Genomic DNA, 19,949 nt, shown 5'->3' with positions numbered 1-19,949 from the left:
GCACGGTGCCGGGCGGCAAGCAGACCGCTCAGAAGGGATGGGCGAAACATGGAGCGGCTCATTGGGGTCGACAGGCCGACGCCCGCATCAGAATCGATACGTCGCGCCGATCTGCGCGAAGCGGCCGATGTACGAATACAGCGACGAGTCATAACCGGTCGAATACGCGCTCATGTACACCGGATCGAACGGCGGCTTGCGATTGAAGATGTTGTCGATCCCCGCGTAGAGCGTCCAGTGCTTGAAGCCGTTGTAGCTGACGAACAGGTTGAACTGGCTATACGACGCCACGCTGTCCTGCATGCCCGGATAATTCCCCGACGGCAGGATCGCCTGGCTGTACGGGCCGATGTAGAGCCAGCTCAGCGTCGCGTTCCACTTCTTGTACGCCCAGTTCAGGTTCGTGCTGCCCTTCCAGCGCGGAAAGCTGCCGCCGAACGGCTCGTTGAGCGAACCGTTGTTGCCCGCGAAGTCTGTCTCCACGCCGCCGATCGGCATCTTGAAATGCCATACATACGCCCAGTCGCCCGACAGCGTGAACGTGCCGATCTTCGTCTGCACCGATTGACGGAACGTCGTCTCGAAGCCGTCCGTATCGAGGTGCGTCAGGTTCTTGTACGGCAGCATCACATACGAGATCGTGCCGCTCGGGCCGCGCACCACCTGAGACGGATCGTTGTTGTTGACGACCGTCTGCACATCGTCCGTGCCGATCACGTTGTCGATATGGATCTTGTACCAATCGAAGCCGATGTCGGTGTTGCGGGCCGGCGAAAGCTGGAAGCCGATGTTGTAGTTCTTCGTGCGCTCCGGCTGCAAGTTCTGATTGCCTGTCGCCACTTCCTGCACGAGACCGTAAGCGCCGGGATTGTTCGGATCGTTCGGATCGATCACGCCTTGCGCGCTGAACGTCCTCGATGCCGTGTTCTCGATCAGCGTCGGCGCGCGGAAGCCGCGGTTATACGACGCGTAAGTCACGAATTCGCGCAACGGCTGGTAACGCAACGCAAAGCGCGGCGAGAACGCACCGCCGAAATCGCTGTAGTGATCATAGCGGCCCGACTGCTGGAATGTCAGGTTCTTGATGATCGGAATGTCGACCTGATAGTAGACCGCGGCAACGTTGCGCTGACCGTTGACCGACTGAAGCGCCGGCGAAATATACGTGCCGTTGGCCCAGCCAGCGCCGGTGCCGATGTATTCGCTTTCGTGCAGGAACTGCGCGCCGAAGCCGAGGCCGACGTCGCCGGCAGGCAGCTTGAACAGGCTCGGCGTCGAAATGGTCGCGTCGATCGCATCGAGCTTCGTGATCGCCTGCGTTTCCGTGCCGCCGTAAAGGCCATCGAGGCCATTGGGCGTGGCCGCCGGATTCGCGAAATCGAATACGCCGTTGCGCACGATGTTCTCGAGTGCAGCGCCGTTGATCAGGTTCGAATAGTGATTCGAAACGGTGTTCTGCGAATGCGTATATGCGACCGACCAATCCCAGTCACCCAGATGCGGTGTCGACAGCGTTCCCTTCAGGCCGGTTGCGGCCCGCCAGAAATTCGAACTCGTATGAACCGCTTGCGCAGCGGGGAACGGATAGTACAGCCGCGTCGGCGCGCCGAACGGGTTGTACGGATTGCTCGCCGGTACGACGTTCGAGATGATGTTCAGGCCGCCCGTGGCCGGATTGTAGGTTTGCGTGCTGCCGCCCAGCCCGCCGATCCCGTTATTCGTGACGGTCGTATTGTTGCTTTCCCACAAATCGGCGAACGCCTGAACCGCGTCGCTGATCTTGAAATCCGCATGGACCTTGGCGCTCAAGCGCTCGGTCCACGGCGACAGCGATGTTGCATACGCCTGGTTCCACTGGCAGGTCGAGCCGCCCGCGCCGAACGTGCGCGCGTTCGCATCGCTCGGCACGACCGATCCGCCGTATGGGCAGGTACTGAGCGGCACACGGCCGACGCCCGGCACCCGCCAGTTGGTCGTCGCCTGGTTCAGCAGGCCGCCGGGATAGTTCGAGAAATCCTGGTTCTGCGTCATGTCGCGGTAGGACTCGAGCGTCCCGGTCGACCGATAGAAACTCAACCCCGCCGTCACATTGAAGCGGTCCGCATTCAGATCGCCAAAGCCGCCGAGAATGCTGAATTTCGTCGTGCCCTGGCCACCGCTGCCTTGCGTCGCCCCGCCGTAGCTGCCATCGAGTTCCAGCCCCTGGAAATTCTTCTTCGTGATGATGTTGACCACGCCCGCGATCGCATCCGAGCCGTACTGCGACACCGCGCCGGTCTTCACGATCTCGATCTTTTCGATGATGTTCAGCGGCAGCGTGTTCAAATCGAAGAACTGATCGGTGCCGTTGACTGCGAACGCATAAGGCGTCACGCGCTGGCCGTCGACCAGAACGAGTGTGTACTTTTCACTCAGCCCGCGCAGCGCGAGACCCGCGCCGCCAGGCGCGAAGCTGTTGGTCGTCCCTTCGCTCCAGCTGCTCGCCGAGTTGGCCGACACGCTGCGCAGATAATCCGTCACGGTCGTATAGCCGCTGTTCTGGATATCTTTCGACGTCACCGTCTGCACCTGATTGAAGCCGACCTTGTCGGAGCTGCGAATCAGCGAGCCCGTCACTTCGAAGCGCTTGATCTGCGCGACGCCGTTCTTGCCGGCTGGCTGCACCGGTTTGTCGGCGGCGGCCGGGCCGGCCGTTGTTGCCGGGCCCGTTGCCGCCGCGCCCGCTGCCGCCGCGCCGCTCGTGCCCGCGCCGGCGGCGGCCGTACCGCTAGCCGTCGCGCCAGCCGCAGCCGCGCCCTGCGCATTCTGTTTCTGCGTCGCCGCGGCCGCCCCGGTGTCGGGTGCCGCCGCCGGTTGATCCTGTGCGAATGCCGGCGCTGCCAACGTCGCAGTCAATGCCAGTTCCGCCCAAACGATCCGCCTGATTGCCAGTGTCAACGTTCTTTGTTTCATTTTCCTCTTACTCTCGTCAGTAAGGCCCCGTACACGCGGCAATCCGCAGGATTCCCGCACCCCCAAACCCGTTGGCGCCCGCGCACGCCTTTTCTGTTGCGCGGGCTTTCGTCACCCGCGAGCGTTCGGTTCATCGGATCCGCGCCATCCGACGACCCGGCCTGCTTTCAAATGCCATGCAAAACACCGGCCTGTAACGCTTTTATAAGGAATCCTTAAATTTATATTCGGTCAACACTGCTTTTCATATATTCCGCCGCCTAGAAAAGCCTCGGCGTGCCTACCCAGACCACCACCGCCTCACTCGCGCCGCCGTTGCGCCACGCGTGCGGGGTGGTCGATTCGTAATGCGCGGCATCGCCCGTCTTCAGCATGAACGCCTTGTCCGCGAGCTTCAGTTCGACGTCGCCGGCCAGCACGTACAGGAACTCCTCGCCCGCATGCGTCGTCATCTCGGAGAACGTCTGCGCCGCCGGCAGTCTGACGAGGATCGCGTCGAGCTGCCGCCCGTCCACCACGTTCGTCAGCCGGGCAAACGCATTCGCCGAATTCGCCAGGCTGAAGTACTGCAACGTCTCGCTACGGCAAATCGATTTCGCCTCGGTCGGCGTATCGACGAAATACTGCATCGTCACGCCGAGCGCCCTCGCGATTCCGACGAGCGACGTGATCGAAGGCGTTGCGCGCCCGCGCTCGACCTGCGACAAAAATGGCTTCGAAATGCCCGCTGCCGCCGACGCCTCGTCGAGCGTGAGCTTGAGCCGCTGGCGCAGCGCTCGTATCTTGTTGCCGATCGAAGTGGCAACGACTGTCGATTCGTCGAGTGGCGAAACCATGGCAAGACAGAATCCCGCGGTCAAGATCCAGTTGTCGGAAAAATCTCGGGCTCGATGCGCGCACAACCACCGGGCCGCCACACCACGCTTGCGCGCGCACGGACCGTGCCGATGGCGTATGCGCGCGCGCGTCGCGCGCACGCGACAGGCATACGCGACGCGAAACGAGACCGCTCGTTTCACTGCTCAGCAAAGCCACACCTCTCTGATATTGCGTCGATAGGCGCCGCGCCCGGCGCGCCGTGCGCGGCTATTTCGCCGCGACGGCCGCCCATAAGCGCGCGATATCGGCCGATCCGTCGCTACCCTGCACGCTGCGAAAAATCTGCACGGCCCGCGCCTTGTCGCCCGCGAAGTAATAGGCCTCGCCAAGCCTCAGGCGCGCTTCGTCGGGATGCTCGAGGCCGCCCTTCGCGATCACCGCCTCCATCGCCGCGAGCCCCTGCTTCGCCTGCCCGGCAAAAACGAGATTCATGCCCGCATCGATCGGCGCAACGGGATTCGGATTGTCGGCCGGCGTCTGAGCGCGCTTCGCGGCAAGCGCCTGCAGCCGCTTTTCGCGCTCGGCGCCCGCATCCTTGCCGAGTACGCCCGACGAGAAGCCTTGATCGATCACCTGCTTCGCCTCGGCGGCCGTGCCGGCAACGAGCGCGAGCTGCGTCATTTCCATGTAGGCGTCGACGCCCGTGAGCGTGCCCGTTGCGCGCCTGAGCCGATAGATGTCGAGATCGAGCGACGACAAATAACCGGGCTTGCTGCGAATCGACGTGACCAACTGGTCCCAGTAAGCCGGATTCGGGTGATAGGCGACGAGCTTGACAAGAGAATCGCGGTAAGTCGCGCCGTCCTTCAGCTTCTGCGCGCACGTGCCGAGCAACTGCAGTTGCGCTTCGTCGGGCGCGCGTCCGGCGCGCACCTGCGCATCGATGCCCGGTTTCAGCTGATTGACCACGGCCTGGCAGTCGTTCAACTGGTAATACGACTGCACGAGCAGCGAGCGCATCTCCGGATCCCCGCCGCCCGCTTTCAGATAGCGCTGCGCGATCTTGATCGCCTGCGGATAATTACGCTGTTGAAAGTAGATGCCGGCAAGCGTCGCGCTCGTGCGCTGCTCGTCGTCCCTCGACAGCCGTCCGGAGCCGAGCATCGCTTCATATGCCTGGATCGCCTCGCCCGTGTTGCCCGCCGCCATCGCCACCGCGCCGCGCGTGGCCTCGACCATGTATGCCTCGTAGGCCGTCTTGTTGGGCACCGCCGCGGCCTGCGCGATCTTGCCGAGCGCCTCACTGTACTTGTGTGCGCGATACAAATCCTGCGCGGCGCCAAGCGGGCGCGCAACGTCCGGACGCAGCGACTCCGCCGCCGACGCGGCGCCAAACGGCGCCGCAAGCGTGCACCCGCCCACGAGCGCTGCCGCGAACGCGGCGCGCTTCCACCAATGCTGAATCATGGGATCGCTCGCTTCGTTATTGCATGTACTGCTCGTTGCCGATGAGGCCGATCTTGGTCGCGCCGATCCGCTGTGCGGACGCAAGCACCGCGGCAACATCCTTGTATGGCACGAGCTTGTTCGGCCTCAAATGGATCTCCGCCTGATCGGGCTGAGCCGCGACTTGCGCAAGCTTCGCCTCGAGTGCCGCGCGGTTCGGCACGAGCGTACCGTTCCACGTCGTCGTGCCGTCGAAATCGATGTCGATCTGCACGATCTCGGGCTGCTTCGCCGGCGGCGGCGGATTGCCCACCGGCAGGTTCATCTTCACCGAGTGCATCTGGATCGGAATCGTGATGATCAGCATGATCAGCAGCACCAGCATCACGTCGATAAGCGGCGTCGTGTTGATGTCGACCATCACGTCCGGTTCGCCGCCACCGCCGCCGGAAGATACGTTCATTCCCATCGTCGTCTCCTTAACCGCCGTGCGCGGGCGGCTCCGTAATGAACGAAACCTTCACGATGCCCGCACGCTCGCACGCGGTGATCACACGGCCGATAAACTCGTAGCGCGTGTTCTGATCGCCGCGCACGTGCACATCGGGCTGCGGGGTCATCTGCGATACCGCCTTGAGCTTCGCGAGCAACGTCGGCGCATCGATCAGCGTCGCGTTCCAGAAGAAATCGCCATCGCGGTTAACCGCGATCTCGATACTCTTCGGCGTGGTCTGCAACGGTTGCACCGTCTCCTTCGGCAATTGCACCTGGATCGTGTGCGTGACAACCGGAATCGTGATCAGGAAGATGATCAGCAGCACCAGCATCACATCGACGAGCGGCGTCGTGTTGATGGTGGAGATCACCTCGTCGTTGTCTTCCTGCCCGACGCTCATGGCCATGATGCACCCCGCTTACTGGACGAGCGACGCGGCAGACGCATTCGCGCGCGACGAGCGCTTGCCGCCGGCGAGCAGCACCGTATGCAGTTGCGCGCCGAAGTTGCGCACGCGCTCCATCACCGCCTTGTTGCGGCGCACGAGGAAGTTGTAGCCGAGCACCGCCGGCACCGCCACCGCCAGACCGATCGCCGTCATGATCAGCGCCTCGCCAACCGGACCCGCGACCTTGTCGATCGACGCCTGGCCCGCGATGCCGATCGCGGTCAGCGCGTGATAAATCCCCCACACCGTGCCGAACAGGCCGACGAACGGCGCGGTCGAGCCCACGGTGCCAAGGAATGCGAGACCGTCTTGCAGGCGGTTCGATACGTTGTTGATCGCGCGCTCGACCGACACGTCGATCCATGTGTTGCGATCCACCGCTTCGAGCAGCGCCTCGTCGTGATGCTCGCCGGCCTCGATCGCGGTTTCGGCGATGAAACGGAACGGCGACGCCTCATCGAGCTTCTTCGCGCCCTCGCTGAGCGACGGCGCGCTCCAAAGCTCCTCATCCGCGTGCTTCGCGCGGCGATTGGCGCGAAGCTGCTCGAGAAACTTGGTGATCATGATGTACCAGCTTCCCATCGACATCACGACGAGCAGCAGCAGCACGAAGCGCGCGACGAAATCGCCGTTTTTCCACAACGCGCCGAGACCATACGGATTTTCGACTGATTCCGTTGCAGCCGGCGCGGGCGGCGGCGCCGGCTGCTCGGCCGAAGCGCTCGCGGGCGCCGACGGCGCGGCCGTTGCCGCGGAAACCGCGACCGCCGCATCGCTGGCCTGTGCGAAGGCGAGTTGCGGCGCGGCAAACGCGCCAACCGCAGCCGCGGAGATCATCATGCTTGCCGCCAGGGCGGCCAGTGAACGCTTGGTCATACCCACTCCAATCTCTCTCGTTTAACTGACAAACAACGTTCGGTTTCGACCCGATCCTGTCCTGCGCGTAGCCCGTTCAATTCAGATTGAACGAGAACGGAACCTGCACGCGCACCGACTGCCCTTGTGCGACGCACTTGAACTGCCTCACCACGTTGAGCGCCGCGCGATCCAGCACCGGATCGGCCGATTGCGCGACATGCACATTCGTCACATGCCCCTCGGCGTCGACCACGAACTCGATCGTCACGTCCCCCGTGATGTTGTTTTCCTGCGCTTCCTTCGGGTACTGCACCGATGCGCGAAGCTGGTCGGAATTCGGGCAAACTACGCCGACGTCATGGCTCACGGGCTTGGCCGGCGCGGGCGCGGGCGGCGCGACGACGGGCGGCACGACAGCGGGCGCCGATTGCACGGGCGCAGTCTGATGAGTAATGGTCGGTTGCGGCGGCGCCTGCACCGGCACTTCCGGCGGCGGCACGAACGGCGGAGGCGGCGGCGCGAATTTGGGCGGCGGCAGCTTGACCACCGGCATCGGCGGCGGAGGCGGCGGCTTTACCGGTTCGATGATCCGGGTTTCGATCGGATGCTGAATGACTTGCACGACCTTTGTGGCGAGGCCATTGAGCAACGCATAGACAAGCAGGATGTGCAGCACCAGCACAATCGCGATACCGCCGAAGCGCCGAGCCGGGTTTTGCTGTTTCTTACCGAACTCGCGCGGACGACCCAGCCTTGCAAGTCCGTCGTTTGAAACAGCCAGGCCTTCGTCGACTTTGATACCCACTCTCTCACCCCCTACTTCATTCAGCAGGCCCAGGGCCCGGACACGATCGCACCAGACCACCGGCTTCAATCCATTTCGGAATCCAAACTAATAGCAGCGATACGGTACGCAGAAACGATCGATACAACGCATTTGATTTATTTCTCGCCGGCCGACTGGCCGAATAGCCGCTGCAGCAACACTATTCGACAGTTTTTTGTCGATCTGAGATTCCAGTCTCATTCATCCGACAAAATACGTATTCTTTACTTTCTTCAGACTGCCTGTCTTAAACATGCCGCATGGGAGGAGAAGATAGCAAGGAAAAAATTTCCACGTCAAACTTTATTTGATCCACTCACACAAAATTTGGAGCGATTATTCAAAACAGCCGACTAGTAAGCATTTTGAATTAAAAACATAACCACAGTAAACATTTTGTATGAAATCCAATTTGGGGATTTAATTAGATTATTTTTGTGCATCGCATTCACAAATCAGGTGCATCGTTATTTTCAAATTCCCTTCTGAGATATTGCCTCGCTTCAAAAATCGCCGTCCGTCCGCGCTCTTTCGCCGCGGCCCGCCATCGGCGATTGATTCGGATACCAAAATTTATGGCGCGACTTCGCAGAGCCGCCTCCGCTCGCTTGCGCCATCGTATGGTCCGCTCTTCCGCTAGAATGCGCTCGGCGAAAACGAGCGGCGTCCAACGGCGATGAGACTGAAATTCAAGATTTTCCTGCTCGCGATCGTGCCGTTTTTCGTCACGATCGCAGCGATCGGCCTCGGCGTGCGCCAGCAGGCAACCGTGCTCGCGCGCACGCAGCACGCGACGATCGAAACGGCGTATTTGTCGAGCAAGGAACTGGAACTCAAGCATTACGTCGGACTCGCGACCAGCGCGATCGCGCCGCTCTACGATGCAGGCGCCGACAACGCACGCGATGACGCGCAGCACCGCCAGCAAGCGCTGGCGATGCTGCAAAAAATGGAGTTCGGCCCCGACGGATACTTCTTTGTCTACGATCTGCACGGCAATTCGCTGATGCACCCGCGCGAGCCCAAGCGCGTCGGCCACAACTACTGGACGCTGCGCGATCCGCAGGGCTCGCCGACGATCCAGCAACTTGCCGCGGTGGCATTGCGCGGCGGCGGCTACGTCCGCTATATGTGGCAGCGTCCGTCAACGGGCAGGCTCGAGCCGAAGCTCGGCTACGTCATTGCGTTGCCGCGCTGGGGCTGGATGGTCGGCACCGGCATTTATCTCGACGATATCGATACCGCGCTCGCGCGCACCGATGCGCGCGCGTCGGCCAATATCGAGCGCACGATGACGTGGATCACTGTCATCGCGTTATCGGGCGCCGCCGTGATCGCGCTGTGCGCGCTCGTGCTGAACGTCAGCGAATCGCGCAGCGCGGACGCGAAATTGAAGCGCCTCGCCCAACAGGTCGTCGAATCGCAGGAGCACGAGCGCGCGCGCTTGGCGCGCGAATTGCACGACGGGATCAGTCAAATGATGGTGTCGGCAAAGCTGATGTTCGAATCAGCACTGGAGCGCGTCGCGCATCTGCCGACCGGCGATGGCGCGGCGCAAGCGGCGCTGTCGAAAGGCATCGCGCGGCTCGGCGACACGCTGCGCGAGGTACGGCGCATCTCTCATGCGCTGCGCCCGACGATGCTGGACGATTTGGGTCTCGCGGCCGCGCTCGATCAGCTCGTTCGCGAATTCGGCACGCAAACGCTCGTCGAGTTGAGCTTCGCGCAGACCGGGCGCATCGACGCGCCGCCTCTGCCCGCGCAGATCAATACCGCGCTGTTCCGGATCGCGCAGGAAGCGCTGACCAACGTCATGCGCCACGCGCATGCGAAGCGCGCGGCCGTCACACTCGACATTTCGCCGCATGCGCTCGCGCTGTCGATCGCCGACAACGGCGTGGGCTTCGACGCCGGGCGCGCGCAAGCCGATGCGCGCGGCGGCGTCGGCTTGCGCAACATGCGCGAGCGGCTCGATGCGCTCGGCGGCACGCTCGCAATCAGCTCGCAAGTCGGACACACTGTCGTTACCGCGCGCGTGCCGCTGTCCGGCCACGCCAGCCCAGGAACTCCACGATGACCGATTACGCTTTGACACCGGGCGCCGCGCGCCTTCTGCTCGTCGACGATCATCCGCTCGTGCGCGACGGCCTGAAGATGCGCCTCGAGGCGGCGTCCGGTCTGGCCGTCGTCGGCGAAGCCGGTAATGCCGACGACGCGCTCGCGCTCGCGGCCGCGCTCGAACCCGATCTCGCACTGATGGATATCGGCATGCAAGGCATGAACGGCATCGCGCTCGCAGGCGTTTTTCACGAGCAATTCCCGGCGATCCGCGTGCTGATGCTGTCGATGCACGACAACGTCGAATACGTGACGCAAGCCGTGCGCGCCGGCGCAAGCGGTTATTTGCTGAAGGATTCGCCCGCAGCCGAAATCATCCGTGCGATCGGCGCGGTGCTCGCCGGGCAAACGTTCTTCAGCGAAGGGCTCGCGGCACGGATGATCCACGCAAGCGCGGAGGCCTCGCCGCTCGATCGGCTGACGCCGCGCGAGCGCGATATCCTCGATGCGCTCGCGCAAGGGCTGTCGAGCAAGCAGATCGCGCAGCGTACTGGCCTGTCGGTACGCACCGTCGAAACGCATCGGCTGAATCTGAAGCGCAAGCTCGGCATCGAAGGGCAAGCCGAGCTGATCAAGTTCGCCGTCGAGCACCGCCGGCGCTGAACGCGGCCTTCAAGAAAAAAGGGCGCCGCAGCGCCCTTTTTTGCACGATGCCGGCGAACGGCGCGCGGTTCGCGGCGCGCCTGCTCGTCAGTTCGCGCGCGCGTTGTGCTTGGTCAGGAATGCGATCAATCCGTCGATTCCGCCCTGCGCGAGCTGGCTCTTGAACTGCCCTTGATAGACCTGGATCAGCCACGCGCCGGACATGTCGATGTCGTAAATCTTCCAGTCGTTGCCGACCTTGCCCAGCCGGTAGCCGACCGACTGGCTGTCGCCCGGCGTCGTCACGGTCGAGCGCACCAGCGCGTCCGTACCGCCCACACCGCCCGCCTTGAACGTGAATTTCGCGTCCTGGCCGCCGAGCTGCGCAAGTGATGCCGCATAAGTGCGCGTCATTAAAGTCCGGAACTGTTTGTAAAGCGCCTGCTGCTGCTCCGGCGTCGCCTGCTTCCATGCGTCACCGACCGCGATGCGCGTCGTGCGCTCGAAATTCGTCGCGGGCAGGAAACGCGCTTCGACGATCTGCGTGATCTTCGCCATGTCGCCGCCGCGCGCCGCGGCGTCCGCCTTCATCGCGCCGACCGTGCCCTCCACCGCGTCCTTGACCACATCGACGGGCGCAGTTTGAGCGAATGCCGAAACGGACACGACGGCCGCGGCCACAAAAGCAAACAGATGACGTTTCATACTGGTATCGAACAGAAATCGAACAGGGATGGAAGAGAACCGAGCGCACCACCCGGGTATGGCAGCAGTATACCGGGCCTCGCCTGCCCGCGCGCCCTCGTGACGCTCTGTTACGGTTTGGGCGAAATGCTTACGCATTCGGCGTTTCCGCCATGCCAAACTACCCCCTGCTCACGCCGATAGCGGGCGCGCCTGCACTCGCCCTGCACCGGGCGGGCAGGCGCAATGTCGAGCAACGCTCGCTATATCGCCGAAACGTAAATTCGCTTGAATTGAAGATCGCTCGCGAAACGGGCCACCGCAAGGGCCGGCCGATCCGGCATTCGCACGGCCCAACGTTCGACATCGCCGCACCTTGCTTTGCTGCCTGCACCACCAGCCCAAGCCCGTCATTGGCGTGAACAGGCTTCGACACCTGCACTCGCACCCGCGGCCGATACACGGCCCTGCGCCCGCATCGCCATCGGCCCGCGCGGGCGCGACGATCCGATGCTTGCAACGCTCATGCGTCAAGGCAGCAGGACAGGCTCATTTCGAAGTAACGGAAGCTGCGCTCGATGCCCGCCGTGATGTTGCGCACGACGTCGGCGCTCGGCGAATGTCCGAGAAGCGTCGCGACGATGTCGAGCGCTTCCCACGGATGTTTGTCGTCATACCCGGCGTGTACCTTCAGCCAGCGCATCGCGCGGCCGCGCACATCTTCTTCGAAGCCGAGTTCGTAGTCTTTCGTCTGGCACAGATCGGAGCTCCACTCGCCGGTCACGCCCTCGATCGCATAATTGGTCGCCGCGATGCTCGCCGCGAGCGAATCCGCGTTACTGCTCTTCCAGCACCAATGGCTGAGCGCAAGCGCCGCGGGCGGGCTCATGCCGTCCGACGCGTCCATCAGCGCCTGGCGCGATACGCCGGAAGCCTCGGCCCAATCGATCCAGTACGCAACGTGATTCAGCTCGACGCGAATATTGCGGATCAGATAACGGCGAGCCTTCTCCTCGCCCGGCGAGTACGCGCCGTTTGCCTTGAGCAGGTTCATCGACATGTACTTCGGAAACTGCTCGACCACCGGCCATCCGTTGACGAAGAACGCGCTCACCTGCGGGCGCGTCAGCCGCCCATCGCGCATGAGCGAAAAAACCTCGTGGCGCCGCACCCGCTCGCGCGCTTCGCTCACGGTGCCCACTACGTCTTGCAGCCATCGTGGATAGCTGGCTAGATCCATTAGATCGCCATCGCGTTCAAAAGGTATATGCACGTTCCTCTCCTTAGTTGGAAATGTGACCGACCCACGTCACGTCAATAGCCGCCCTCACCCCATGGCGAAGGCTTTGCAAACCAATACCCTTGATAAAAATCGATGCCGAGGTCGCGCAGCATGTTCAGTTCTGCTTCCGATTCGACATGCTCGGCAATCGTGCGGCAGCGCATCGAATGCGCGACTTCGTTGATCGCGCCGACCACGCCGTAGCTGATCCGGTCTGTCGTCATATTCGCGACGAACTCGCCGTCGATCTTCAAATAATCGATCGGCAAATGGCGCAGATAACGGAACGACGACATGCCCGCGCCGAAATCGTCCAGCGCGAAGCGGCAACCGATCGCGCGCAGCTCGCTCATGAAGCGCGACGCAAGTTCGAGATTCTTCACCGCGGTCGCCTCGGTGATTTCGAAGCAGATCATCGAAGGCTGCAGGCCGCAGGCCAGCAGCTCGGCGATCACGAATTCGAGAAAGCGTTCGTCGGAAACCGACGCGCCGGACAGATTCACGTTGTATTCGTGATACTCGCGCACCGGCAGCGCGCTCAGCTTGCGGAATACCGTGCTGACCACCCAGCGGTCGATCAGCCCCATCAGCCCATAGCGCTCGGCCGCTGGCAGAAACGCAGCCGGCGCGATATCGTGGCCCGCATCGTCCTTCATCCGCAGCAGCAGCTCCGCCCGCTTGGGCGCATCCACCATCGAACACACGTGCACGATCGGTTGCACGTACAGCCGGAACCCGTCGGTTTCGAGCGCGGACTTGATGCGCCGGCTCCACTGTACGTCGCCAACGTGACGCGCCTGCTGCAAATCGCTCGGATCGGCAAGTTGAATGCGGTTGCGCCCGCGCTCCTTCGCGATGTAGCACGCGATGTCGGCAAGCTTGACCGCCATCTCCAGGTTGCGCGGCGCGTGGCTCAATTCGAGCACGCCGATGCTCACGCTCACCGTGAAGCGTTCGCCTTCCCAGATGAATTCGAAGCCGTCGAGGCTGCGGCGCAGCCGCTCCGCCTTGTTTTTCGACGGCCACGACGACGCCCCGTGCGGCAGCAGCACGCCGAACTCGTCGCCGCCCAGCCTCGCGAGCACATCCTCGCTGTCGAGGCAGCTCTGGAAGCGCTGGGTGACCTCGCGCAGCATCGCGTCGCCCGCCGCGTGTCCGCAGGTGTCGTTGATTTCCTTGAAGCGATCGAGATCGAGGAGCAGCAGCATCGAATCCGCTGCATCATTGCCGGACGCCTCCGCGAGCGCGGCTTCGAGCCGCCGCTCGAATTCGACGCGATTGACGAGCCCCGTCAGCACATCGTGTGTCGCCTGCCATGCGAGGCTTTCGAGGAATTGCTGCTCGCGCGTCATGTTGCGCAGGATCAGCACGTAGCCGATGTGCCCGTGCACGCGGTCGCCCATTTCGGAGATCGTCGTCTGCACGACGATCTTCGAGCGGTCGCGCCGCAGCAGATGCACTTCGCGCTTGATCGGCGTGCGTTCGTTGCGCGCCCAGAATTCGTCGACGATATCAACGGCCTGCCCCGTCTCCTTGTCGATCAACATCAGCACGCTCGATACCGGCGCGCCGACGCAGGCCGATGCCGAATAGCCGAGCAGCTTCTCGGCGGCGTTGTTGATGAAATCCACATTCTTCGTGAGCCCGACGGTAATCACCGCCTCGGCAACCGAGCTGAGCGCCGCTTCCGCGAACGCCTCGCTGCGATCGAGCGCGTATTGAATCGACAGCCGCTGCAACGCGGCGCGGCGCGCCCAGACGAGCGCGAGATACATCAGAAAAATCGATGCGCTGAAATACCCAACGAGCAAAAGTTCGACGCTCGAGCGGAATTCATCGCTGAACGCTTTCGAGAAGCGATCGGGCAACCCCGACACGCGCTCGTTGATGTCCCACGCCTGGCGTTCCAGCTCCTTGACGCGCGGGTCGTTGCGGCGGCCGCCGCTGATGAGCGTATGCAGCTCTTGCGCGACCTCGCGGAACGTCGCGAGTTCGCCGTCGGCCTGTTCCCACGCCTGCAACGCGTAATTGATTTTGGCGACCCAGCTCAGCTCGGGCAGCACCCAGGCCGCGGCCGCCGCGTCGGTCGGATCAATGCCGACCGCGATGATCGCCCGGCGCGCGGTTTCGCGATCAGGCGGCTTGCGCTGCAACGCGGTGCGCGCGAGCCCGAGCCGGTATGGCTTGTCGATCGCGAACTCGTAGAGCCGGTAATCGCGCTCGTCCCCCGTTTCCGCATAGCGGATCAACGAGATCACCGCATCCTTCTGCGACTTCGACCAAGTACTTTCGCCCCCGATGTAGATGCGCAAGAACGACACGATCGTCAGACTCACGATGACGACGCACACCAGCACCGACACCATCAGCAGAATCGGCCAGACGTCGAGCGCCGGCCTCAGGTCCGGCAACTGACCGCGCCGTCCGTCAAGGCCAAGTATCTGTTCACGCATGCTGGAAGTCTCGTTCATCGTCCACCTTGCATGAGCCCATCGCCGCACCAAATACCCCCGTATTTGCGCATCACGTCTGAAACGTGACCTGCCGCGCTGTCCATTGCGGCACTTGCGGTAGACTGGCCATCATCCGGTTATCCGTCTGCGCGTTTCGTTACATACGATCAATACAAATGTGTCGCCGTTCGAGCCGCCCGGCGACACACTTTCCCATATCAAACAACGGGCAGCTTACCGCCGCCCGCCCATACGTCACACACCCTGAAGTTTCAAACGATTCGCTTGCGCGCGCATCACCGCAACCGGATCAGGCGCGAATGCGCCGCGAATGCCGACCAGTTGATTGATTTCGTCCAGGTGATTCCACTTGAACGCGGTCGAGATCACTTGGCCGTACAGCGAGCTGCAAGTCGACGCAAAACCGTCGTTCGCCCCGGCGCCGCGCGTGGCCATGATGTTGCCCGCCGTGAGCAGCGGCAGCGTCGACACGTCGAGCACGTTCGCCGGATCGGCAACCGGCAGCGTGCTGGTATCGACCGCACCCGTCGTGATGCCCAGCACGCTGACCGGCTGGAACGCGCTACCGCTCCACGAATACAGCAGATGGACGTTGCCGCCGATGTTCTCGGTCGGCGCGCCCGTGGTGCACGTGCCAGGCGCACCCACGCCCGCGCTCGGAAACAGTTGGTTGAACTGAGCAACACCGGCACTGCTGAGCGCCTGGAACGCGGCGATCCCGTCCTGGTTCGTGTTGTGCAGACCGCTCGTGATGAAGCCGAAGACGTTCATCAGCGAGCCGAAGATCGGCGTGGACAAGCCGGTCGGATCGAGCTTCAGGCCGTTGAGAATGAAATCGGACAATTGCGAGCCGCCGTTGTGCGGCGTCGCGATCGTCGTGATCGACGCGACCAGCTCCGGCGCAACCGATGCAACGTAGCGCGACGTCAGCCCGCCCTGGCTGTGCGCGATCAGGTTGACCTTCTGCGCGCCGGTGATCGCGAGCACTTGCTTGACGTAGGCGAGCAATTGCTCGCCGCGGCTGTTGGGGCCATAGTCGCTCTGGAAACCGGACATATCGGCAACGAACACTTTCGCGCCGTGCTGCTCGAGATCCGGTTGCATGCCGTACCAGTAAGGCACCGCGCCGAACATATTCGCGGAACCGGTAAGGCCATGCACCAGAATGATCGGATAACGCGTTGCCGCGTAATCGTCGGTTGCGGCCGGCGCGGTTTGCGCCGACACCGCGGGCGCCGCCACCGCGCAGCATGCGGCAACGATCGCGGCCGCCCAGCCGCGGCCCAGTGTTCTTTTTGCAACTTGCGCCGCAACCGCGGCGCGCTCATACCAAGACTTCATTTTCGGCCTCCCCTGCCTGGCTTCATGCCAAGTTCAAACGATGCGGTGCCGCGCATCCCGGTGCGCCTGCGGCGCCGGAGCGGTCACTCACCACCCCAAACAAAACCCTTGCATGTCGGCGTCGCGCTCTTCCATCGCAACCGATGCGCGCCACGCCGGCCCTAACTCGATATCGGCAACCGTCCAGCCCACGCCGTCGCTGATGCATTCGCCGCGCGCGCCGGGTTGCGGCGCCCACGGCATTTCCAATTGGCGTGGATCGCGGCGCAACCCAACGCCGTGCGCCTTGAGCAGCGCCTCCTTGCGGGTCCACCATTGCAGCAGCATGCCGTTGCGCGCACGCGGCGCAGCAAGCTCGAATTGTTCGAGTTCGCAGGCCGCGAGGCTCGCTGCCGCGAGCGCGTGGGTGTCGATTTTCCTGTCGAGCGACTCGAGATCGCAGCCGACGCGCTTTCTCGCGATCGCGAGCAGCACGCCGCCACGCACATGACTCAAGCTGAACTGCAGATCGCGGCTGAACAGCACAGGCTTGCCACCCGACTCGATATCGAACACGAGACGCGCCGGATCCACGTCGAGATATTCGCCCAGCACCACGCGCAACATCGCGCGGGCAAACACGAACAGTTCGCGGTGCGCGCGGAATTTCAGCCGCGCGGCGCGTTCGTGCTCGCTCAGCGAGAGGCAATCGCATTTGAGATACGACCCTGCCTCGTCGGCGCTTGCGCGCCAGATATGCACTTCGCCCCGCGCAACCTGCTCCAGCAACGCCGCCGACGGTCTCGCTACGCTGAACCGCAATGGCGCCGCCTCATCGTGCGCCACTGCGTGCGGCCATCCTTCGGTTGTCATTTATCAGTCACTTCGTACTAGGGATACGCCGGCCACCCCGGCCGAATCCGCGATCCCGCCCTTCAACGGGCCGCCGCGGCAACGCGGCTCTGCCACCAAACAAATAACGGCGCACCGACGATTTCGAGCACGGTAAAGCCAATGAACGGAAAAAACGGTGCGCCGACCGACACAAGCGAAATCAAACGGCCAATTCCGCCGACGAAGATCATCAGCCAAAGCGCGCGGAACAGCACGCCTTTGCGCTCGATGTCCGGAATCGTATAGAGCACGCTGAGCCCGAGCCCGAACCACACGCCCGCGAAGAAGCGCAGATTGCTGTCGAGCGTTGCGTCGTCGGGCATCGCGATGCCGAGCGAGGCGTACAGCGGATCGTGAATGCCCAGCATGCCGAGCACGCCGGTGGCAAGCGGCACGATGCCGAGAATCGTGGTGACGATTTGTAGGGTGCGTTTGCTGCTCATCGAGAGGCGCCTCCGGTTATTGATAAAAGATCCCGAGCACCTGAACGCTGTTCGCTTCCGGCATTGCGCCGTAGCGGCTCCACGACGGGCCCGTTTGCCGCAGGAATTGCAGCGCGACGTCGAACTTGTCGAAACGCCGCCGCAACTCCAGCCAATATTGCCGCCCGGCGCCGAGGTCCAGTTGCGCGAAGCCCGTCAGGTCGACGCGCCGCACGATGAAGTTGCGCCACGCGGCCATTAGAAACAGCCCGTGCCGCGACGGCAATTCCTGCGCGAAGATCGACGTGCGCACCGCGCGGCCCCAAGCATATGGATCGCTCGCTTGCAGCGCGCGCCACTGCGAAGCCGACGCGCCGCCGCTGTTGCTTTGCAGCTCCGCCGTCAGCGACAGATCGACCGGCAATGTCCACGTGAAGCCGAACGACGAGCGCGTGCGGAACGCGCGGTCCTGATTGCCGCGCCCCGTCGACGCGCCGATCAGCGAAGGCCGCCAGCCGCCCGTCCATTCCGCGTAAGCAACCACCGCATTGCCGAGCAGCACGCTCAAATTTTGCCCGAACTGCGGCGACTGTCCGCTTTCTCCATACAGAACCCATTGCGGCTGAATCGTCGGTGTGAGCCGCTGGCTACCGACCAGCATCCAGCGATCGACGCCGTTGGTGCGCTGCAGATCAGACGATGCGAACGGATCGCCCGGCACGCTGCGGCTCGCGAGCCGCGGCGCCAGCATCAGTGCGACCGAGCCCGAATCCCACACGCGCTGCGCGCGCACCGCGACGGTGCCGAGCCGGTTGGTGTGGCGGCTGTCGGGATCGGGCGGCACGTCGAGGCTGACCGCGCCTGCCTTGAAGAAATCGGTCGGGTTGTAGCCGATCGCCGCGCCGATGCGCTGATTGATCCGGCCCGCATCGAGCGCGAGATACGGCGACGGCTTCCAGCTCGCATAGGCTTCCTTGACGAGCATCACGTCGCGATGCGAATCCGCATTCGCCGACAGCGGATCGAAGCGGTCGAAGCGCATCGCGAAGTGCACGCCGAGCGACGGCGTCAACGCGTGGTCGAACTGGAATTCGATCGATAGCTGGTTGCGCCAGGACGTCGGCGCGTCGCGGTTGTCGCTCCAGCGCATCGCATCCTGCACGCTGAATTTCCACGGCTTCGCGGCTTCCGGCGCGGCGGCGGGCGTTGCGTCGGCGAGATTGAGCGCGGCGTTCGTCGCGTCGTCGACGCTGCCTGCGGGAGCCGGAGCGGCCGCCGCAGCGGGTATGTTCGGCGCGTCTGATGCCGGTGCCGGTGCCGGTACAGGTGCAGACGACGCGGCAGCGGGTTCGGCGGGCGTATGCGCCGCACCCGCCGCTTCCGGTCCGGCCGGCGCGGCGCGAGACGGCGCTGCCGCCGCCGCGAGCAGCCAGACCAGCACGGCCAACGGTTTTCGCGTCATTGCGCCTGGAAGCGGGGCAGATAGTCCCGTTGCAGCCACGCATCCGGAATGTCACGCCATGCGTAGTCGGAGAAGCGCATCACCGTGACCCAATTCGGGTCGAGACCGTCGATGATGACGGTTTCAGTCGGACGCTCGACGCCGAGCTGCGCCGTATAGCGCCGGTAGAACGCGCTTTTCAGCAAACGTTCGCTTTCCGAATAAAATTTCGCCTTCACCGGCCGGCTGTTCGATGCGTCGAGCCACAGCTCGATGCGGTGATACGTGAGGCCCTCGGCCTTGCCCGTCAGCGACAGCTTGTAGCAATGCCGCGTTTGCCGGTCGCCGTCCATGACATCCTCGGCGCCCTTCATCTCCGCTTTGTAGTCGTGCGCGAGATTGACGGTCACGACGTCGCCGTTGGCGGCCTGGCCGAGCAGCCGCTGATCCGGCGAAATGCGGATGCTCGCCTGGTTGGCTGGATCGTAGAACCACAGATCGTTGCCGTTTTTCAGCATCAGCTTGCCCGCATCGCGCGCGGGCGCGACGAAGCGCACCAGCGTGCGGAACGCGCCGCCCGGCGCATCCGGCTTCGAATAGATCGACAGCGTGTTGCCGTCGACCTGCTTGCCCGAGCGGTATTCGGTCAGCGTCGCCGTCAGCACGAACGACTTCGTCGGCGTGCGGATCGCGTCGCTTTGCGCGAGCAGCGTTTGCGGATCAGGCGTGGTCTGCGCATGCGCGAGCACCGCCGCGCCCAGAGTCAAGCCGATCCACCATGTACGAAACAAGCGACGCACGTTGCACCTCCCCATCATTTCCAAATCCGGTTCCCCATTCTCGATCCGATATCAAACCCGGCCATCCGTTTCGTCCGCCAGGCCAAC

Annotated in this window: 17 protein-coding genes; 2 read left to right on the top strand and 15 right to left on the bottom strand. The window is 63.4% G+C overall.

Annotated elements, in window-relative coordinates; genetic code table 11:
• Nucleotides 1-87: 87 nt before the first annotated feature.
• The 7 genes from BSIN_RS05310 to BSIN_RS05280 all read right to left on the bottom strand — a co-directional run bounded on the left by BSIN_RS05310 (nucleotide 88) and on the right by BSIN_RS05280 (nucleotide 7,818).
• Entirely contained in the window at nucleotides 88-2,952 is a 2,865-nt protein-coding gene (locus BSIN_RS05310) for a TonB-dependent receptor (protein WP_089339736.1), read from the bottom strand.
• A gap of 260 nt (nucleotides 2,953-3,212) precedes the next feature.
• On the bottom strand, nucleotides 3,213-3,788 hold the full coding sequence (locus BSIN_RS05305; protein WP_089339735.1) for a helix-turn-helix domain-containing protein: 576 nt from the start codon (nucleotides 3,786-3,788) through the stop codon (nucleotides 3,213-3,215).
• Nucleotides 3,789-4,038: 250 nt separating this feature from the next.
• Entirely contained in the window at nucleotides 4,039-5,238 is a 1,200-nt protein-coding gene (locus BSIN_RS05300) for a tetratricopeptide repeat protein (protein ID WP_089339734.1), read from the bottom strand.
• Between the two features lie 16 nt (nucleotides 5,239-5,254).
• Complete coding sequence (locus BSIN_RS05295) at nucleotides 5,255-5,686, bottom strand: ExbD/TolR family protein (protein ID WP_059515692.1); 432 nt, start codon at nucleotides 5,684-5,686, stop codon at nucleotides 5,255-5,257.
• Nucleotides 5,687-5,696: 10 nt separating this feature from the next.
• Nucleotides 5,697-6,119, bottom strand: a complete 423-nt coding sequence (locus BSIN_RS05290) for an ExbD/TolR family protein (RefSeq protein ID WP_059515690.1) — start codon at nucleotides 6,117-6,119, stop codon at nucleotides 5,697-5,699.
• Nucleotides 6,120-6,131: 12 nt separating this feature from the next.
• Nucleotides 6,132-7,037, bottom strand: a complete 906-nt coding sequence (locus BSIN_RS05285; protein WP_089339733.1) for a MotA/TolQ/ExbB proton channel family protein — start codon at nucleotides 7,035-7,037, stop codon at nucleotides 6,132-6,134.
• Between the two features lie 76 nt (nucleotides 7,038-7,113).
• Nucleotides 7,114-7,818 carry an energy transducer TonB gene (locus BSIN_RS05280; RefSeq protein ID WP_089339759.1) on the bottom strand — a complete coding sequence of 235 codons (705 nt, stop codon included), beginning with the start codon at nucleotides 7,816-7,818 and terminating at the stop codon, nucleotides 7,114-7,116.
• A gap of 703 nt (nucleotides 7,819-8,521) precedes the next feature.
• On the opposite strand from BSIN_RS05280, the gene BSIN_RS05275 reads away from it, so the two are divergent.
• Together BSIN_RS05275 and BSIN_RS05270 are read left to right on the top strand one after the other, a co-directional pair.
• Nucleotides 8,522-9,922 (top strand): cache domain-containing protein, encoded by a 1,401-nt coding sequence (locus BSIN_RS05275; RefSeq protein WP_089339732.1) that lies wholly within the window; start codon nucleotides 8,522-8,524, stop codon nucleotides 9,920-9,922.
• On the top strand, nucleotides 9,919-10,566 hold the full coding sequence (locus tag BSIN_RS05270; RefSeq protein WP_069235364.1) for a response regulator: 648 nt from the start codon (nucleotides 9,919-9,921) through the stop codon (nucleotides 10,564-10,566). The genes BSIN_RS05275 and BSIN_RS05270 overlap by 4 nt, the downstream gene beginning before the upstream one ends.
• An 87-nt stretch (nucleotides 10,567-10,653) precedes the next feature.
• On the opposite strand, the gene BSIN_RS05265 is transcribed toward BSIN_RS05270, so the two are convergent.
• From BSIN_RS05265 to BSIN_RS05230, 8 genes are all read right to left on the bottom strand, one after another.
• Complete coding sequence (locus tag BSIN_RS05265; RefSeq protein WP_059515683.1) at nucleotides 10,654-11,250, bottom strand: MlaC/ttg2D family ABC transporter substrate-binding protein; 597 nt, start codon at nucleotides 11,248-11,250, stop codon at nucleotides 10,654-10,656.
• Between the two features lie 502 nt (nucleotides 11,251-11,752).
• Nucleotides 11,753-12,502 (bottom strand): iron-containing redox enzyme family protein, encoded by a 750-nt coding sequence (locus BSIN_RS05260; protein WP_059515678.1) that lies wholly within the window; start codon nucleotides 12,500-12,502, stop codon nucleotides 11,753-11,755.
• A 41-nt stretch (nucleotides 12,503-12,543) separates the two neighbouring features.
• Nucleotides 12,544-14,964 (bottom strand): putative bifunctional diguanylate cyclase/phosphodiesterase, encoded by a 2,421-nt coding sequence (locus tag BSIN_RS05255; RefSeq protein ID WP_256583622.1) that lies wholly within the window; start codon nucleotides 14,962-14,964, stop codon nucleotides 12,544-12,546.
• Between the two features lie 255 nt (nucleotides 14,965-15,219).
• Complete coding sequence (locus BSIN_RS05250) at nucleotides 15,220-16,326, bottom strand: esterase/lipase family protein (RefSeq protein ID WP_089339730.1); 1,107 nt, start codon at nucleotides 16,324-16,326, stop codon at nucleotides 15,220-15,222.
• A gap of 87 nt (nucleotides 16,327-16,413) precedes the next feature.
• Entirely contained in the window at nucleotides 16,414-17,178 is a 765-nt protein-coding gene (locus tag BSIN_RS05245) for a 4'-phosphopantetheinyl transferase family protein (protein ID WP_089339729.1), read from the bottom strand.
• Between the two features lie 62 nt (nucleotides 17,179-17,240).
• A complete protein-coding gene (locus BSIN_RS05240; protein ID WP_059515671.1) occupies nucleotides 17,241-17,642 on the bottom strand; it encodes a DUF4345 domain-containing protein in 402 nt (133 codons plus the stop codon).
• A 16-nt stretch (nucleotides 17,643-17,658) separates the two neighbouring features.
• Nucleotides 17,659-19,083: a hypothetical protein gene (locus BSIN_RS05235; RefSeq protein ID WP_256583621.1), complete on the bottom strand. Its 1,425-nt coding sequence runs from the start codon at nucleotides 19,081-19,083 to the stop codon at nucleotides 17,659-17,661.
• The gene (locus BSIN_RS05230; protein ID WP_059515669.1) at nucleotides 19,080-19,862 is read right to left on the bottom strand and encodes an outer membrane lipoprotein-sorting protein; all 783 of its coding nucleotides are present in this window, start codon (nucleotides 19,860-19,862) and stop codon (nucleotides 19,080-19,082) included. Before BSIN_RS05230 ends, BSIN_RS05235 begins: the two co-directional genes overlap by 4 nt.
• Between the last annotated feature and the right edge of the window lie 87 nt (nucleotides 19,863-19,949).

The organism is Burkholderia singularis, assembly GCF_900176645.1.
Taxonomy (GTDB): domain Bacteria; phylum Pseudomonadota; class Gammaproteobacteria; order Burkholderiales; family Burkholderiaceae; genus Burkholderia; species Burkholderia singularis.
Note: the sequence above shows the minus strand (reverse complement) of the source record. Positions and strands in the feature narration are given on the sequence as shown.

What these genes read in the sequence shown, in the direction of transcription:
- BSIN_RS05310 (WP_089339736.1), bottom strand. Translation starts at nt 2,952, where the DNA reads ATGAAACAAAGAACGTTGACACTGGCAATCAGGCGGATCGTTTGGGCG.
- BSIN_RS05305 (WP_089339735.1), bottom strand. Translation starts at nt 3,788, where the DNA reads ATGGTTTCGCCACTCGACGAATCGACAGTCGTTGCCACTTCGATCGGC.
- BSIN_RS05300 (WP_089339734.1), bottom strand. Translation starts at nt 5,238, where the DNA reads ATGATTCAGCATTGGTGGAAGCGCGCCGCGTTCGCGGCAGCGCTCGTG.
- BSIN_RS05295 (WP_059515692.1), bottom strand. Translation starts at nt 5,686, where the DNA reads ATGGGAATGAACGTATCTTCCGGCGGCGGTGGCGGCGAACCGGACGTG.
- BSIN_RS05290 (WP_059515690.1), bottom strand. Translation starts at nt 6,119, where the DNA reads ATGGCCATGAGCGTCGGGCAGGAAGACAACGACGAGGTGATCTCCACC.
- BSIN_RS05285 (WP_089339733.1), bottom strand. Translation starts at nt 7,037, where the DNA reads ATGACCAAGCGTTCACTGGCCGCCCTGGCGGCAAGCATGATGATCTCC.
- BSIN_RS05275 (WP_089339732.1), top strand. Translation starts at nt 8,522, where the DNA reads ATGAGACTGAAATTCAAGATTTTCCTGCTCGCGATCGTGCCGTTTTTC.
- BSIN_RS05270 (WP_069235364.1), top strand. Translation starts at nt 9,919, where the DNA reads ATGACCGATTACGCTTTGACACCGGGCGCCGCGCGCCTTCTGCTCGTC.
- BSIN_RS05265 (WP_059515683.1), bottom strand. Translation starts at nt 11,250, where the DNA reads ATGAAACGTCATCTGTTTGCTTTTGTGGCCGCGGCCGTCGTGTCCGTT.
- BSIN_RS05255 (WP_256583622.1), bottom strand. Translation starts at nt 14,964, where the DNA reads ATGCGTGAACAGATACTTGGCCTTGACGGACGGCGCGGTCAGTTGCCG.
- BSIN_RS05250 (WP_089339730.1), bottom strand. Translation starts at nt 16,326, where the DNA reads ATGAAGTCTTGGTATGAGCGCGCCGCGGTTGCGGCGCAAGTTGCAAAA.
- BSIN_RS05245 (WP_089339729.1), bottom strand. Translation starts at nt 17,178, where the DNA reads ATGACAACCGAAGGATGGCCGCACGCAGTGGCGCACGATGAGGCGGCG.
- BSIN_RS05240 (WP_059515671.1), bottom strand. Translation starts at nt 17,642, where the DNA reads ATGAGCAGCAAACGCACCCTACAAATCGTCACCACGATTCTCGGCATC.
- BSIN_RS05235 (WP_256583621.1), bottom strand. Translation starts at nt 19,083, where the DNA reads ATGACGCGAAAACCGTTGGCCGTGCTGGTCTGGCTGCTCGCGGCGGCG.